The 3,150-nt window shown below is 68.9% G+C and carries 1 protein-coding gene; it reads left to right on the top strand.

Annotation, left to right across the window (positions count from 1 at the left end; translation table 11 throughout):
• Nucleotides 1-3,150: ATP-dependent RNA helicase HrpA (gene hrpA / locus BIS11_RS13745; protein ID WP_253586302.1), on the top strand; the 3,150-nt coding region annotated here is incomplete at both ends.

The following is a 3,150-nucleotide window of genomic DNA, read 5'->3' as shown; positions in this document are numbered from 1 at the left end:
CCAGCGCCTGGCGCAGCGCATCGAGGGGCTGAGGCGGCGGCTTCGCGAGGCCAAGCCGATCGATCAGGGCCTTGTCAAGCTGCACCGCGAGCTGGAAACGGCCCGAAACCACTACGCCGCGCGAAGCGCCGCGCGCGTGACGCTCGACTACCCTGCCGAGCTTCCGGTGGTCGAGCGTCGCGAGGACATCCTGGCGGCGCTGCGCGATCATCAGGTCGTGGTGGTGGCCGGCGAGACCGGCTCGGGCAAGACCACCCAGCTGCCCAAGGTCTGCCTCGAGCTCGGCCGTGGCCGTCGCGGCCTGATCGGCCATACCCAGCCGCGGCGACTCGCCGCGCGCAGCGTGGCCACGCGCCTGGCCGAAGAGCTCCAGGTGCCGCTGGGCGAGCAGGTCGGCTACCAGGTGCGCTTCACCGACCAGAGCGCGGCCACGACGCTGGTCAAGCTGATGACCGACGGCATCCTGCTGGCCGAGACCCAGCACGATCCGATGCTGTGGCGCTACGACACGATCATCATCGACGAAGCCCACGAGCGCAGCCTCAACATCGACTTCCTGCTCGGCTACCTCAAACGCCTGTTGCCCAAACGCCCGGATCTCAAGGTGATCATCACCTCGGCGACCATCGACGTGGAGCGCTTCGCCGCGCACTTCGGCCGCGAGGAGGCGCCCGCGCCGGTGGTCGAGGTGTCCGGGCGCACCTTCGATGTCGACGTGCTCTACCGGCCACTGGTCAGAGGCGAGGAGGACGAGGCGGATCGCACCTTGCAGGAGGGCATCGTTCAGGCGATCGCCGAGATCGAGACGCTCGAGCGCGAGCGTGGCTGGCTGCATGGCCCGCGCGACGTGCTGATCTTTCTGCCCGGCGAGCGCGAGATCCGCGAGACCGCCGATACGCTGCGCCGGGCGGACTTCAAGGGCACCGAGATCCTGCCGCTCTACGCCCGACTCTCCAACGAGGAGCAGAACCGCGTGTTCGCCCCGCACCGGGGGCGGCGCATCGTGCTGGCCACCAACGTGGCGGAGACCTCGCTCACCGTGCCCGGCATCCGCTACGTGGTCGACCCGGGACTGGTGCGCATCAGCCGCTACAGCTACCGCGCCAAGATCCAGCGCCTGCCCGTCGAGCCGGTGAGTCAGGCCAGCGCCAACCAGCGCAAGGGGCGCTGCGGGCGGATCGCCGAAGGCGTGTGCATTCGCCTTTTCGATGAAGAGGACTTCCTGTCGCGGCCGGCCTTCACCGACCCGGAGATCCAGCGCACCAATCTCGCCTCGGTGATTCTCTCGATGCTCTCCTTGAAGCTCGGCAGCATCGAGGAGTTCCCCTTCGTCGACCCGCCGGACGCTCGCTTCGTCAAGGATGGCTTTCGGCTTCTGTTCGAGCTCGGCGCGGTGGATGCCCGGGAGCGCATCAGCCCGCTGGGGCGCAAGCTGGCAAGGCTTCCCATCGACCCGCGCCTGGCGCGCATGGTGCTCGAAGGGGCGGCGCGCCAGAGCCTTCGCGACGTGCTGATCGTGGTCTCGGCGCTGGCCGTCCAGGACCCGCGCGAGCGCCCGGCGGACAAGCGCCAGGCCGCCGACCAGGCCCACCAGAAATGGCGCGATCCGGACTCGGACTTCGTCGCGCTCTTGAATTTGTGGCACGGCATCGAGAACGCCCGCGGGGCGCTTTCCGGCAACCAGCTGCGCCGCTGGTGTCGCGAGCACTACATCAACTATCTGCGCATGCGCGAGTGGCACGACACCTTCCGCCAGCTCAGGCAGCTGCTGCGCGACATGGACATCGAGGTGCCGGGTCCGCCGCCGGTCAACGAGGATGAAAGCGAGGAGGAGGCGCGCCAGGCAAGGCGCAAGACCTCCGGTAAGCTCCACCAGGCGCTGCTGTCGGGGCTGTTGTCGAACATCGGCAACCTGCTCGAGAACCGCGAATACCTGGGGGCACGCAACCGCAAGTTCTTCATCCACCCGGGCTCGGGGCTCGCCAAGAAGACGCCCAAGTGGGTGATGGCCTTCGAGCTGGTCGAGACCACCAAGCTCTACGCCCGCACCGTGGCGCGCATCGACCCGGAGTGGATCGAGCCTCAGGCCACGCACCTGGTCAAGCGCAGCTACAGCGAGCCGCACTGGGAGATGAAGCGCGCCCAGGTGGTGGCCTTCGAGCAGGTGACGCTGTTCGGCCTTCCGATCGTCGCCCGCCGGCGCATCAATTTCGGCCCCATCGACCCGGTCACCTCGCGAGAGATCTTCATTCGCCGGGCGCTGGTCGAAGGCGAGTTTCGCACCCGGGGTGCGTTCTTCGCCCACAACCGGGCGCTGATCGACGAGGTCGAGGCGCTCGAGGAGCGGGCGCGCCGGCGCGACATCCTGGTCGACGAGGAGACGCTCTACGCCTTCTACGACGAGCGCATTCCGGGTGACATCGTCAACGGCCGCGGCTTCGAGCACTGGCGCAAGCAGGCGGAGGGCGAGACGCCGGCGCTTTTGAAATTCGATATCGAGACGCTAAAGGCGCGCGCCGCCGAGGACGTCACCCAGGCCCAGTACCCGGACCACCTGACCATCGCCGGGGTAGCGTATCCGGTGAGCTACCACTTCGACCCGCAGGCCGAGGACGATGGCGTCACCCTGACCGTGCCCGCCGCGATGCTCTCGCAGCTGCCGGTGGCCGCGCTCGACTGGGTGGTGCCGGGGCTTCTGCGCGAGAAGTGCATTGCGCTTCTGAAGTCGCTGCCCAAGAGCATCCGCCGCCAGGTGGTGCCGATTCCCGACTGGGTGGACGCCGCCCTCGAGGTGCTGGTGCCTGACGAGCGCCCGCTGACCGAGGCGCTGGGCGAGTTTCTGCGCAAGCGTACCGGCACCCGCGTGCACGCGGACGACTGGCGCCTGGATCTGCTCGAGCCACACCTGATCATGAACGTGCGGGTGGTGGATCACGCCGGCAAGACCCTGGGCCAGGGGCGCGACCTGCGCGCGCTCGAGAAGCGCTTCGAGCTGGCGGCAAGCCAGGGCGCCCAGGCGCTGGCTCGAGAAGCCAGCCAGGCGCCGACGCTCGACGCGCTGCCCGAGACGCCGCTTCCGGCCTCGCGGGTGACCACCCAGGCGGGCATTCGCGTGGAGGCCTACCCGGCGCTGAGTGCAGAGGGCAGCGC

The sequence above is a fragment of the Halomonas sp. 707D4 genome, from assembly GCF_024158685.1.
Taxonomy (GTDB): domain Bacteria; phylum Pseudomonadota; class Gammaproteobacteria; order Pseudomonadales; family Halomonadaceae; genus Vreelandella.
This window is presented reverse-complemented; position numbering and strand designations above follow the sequence as displayed.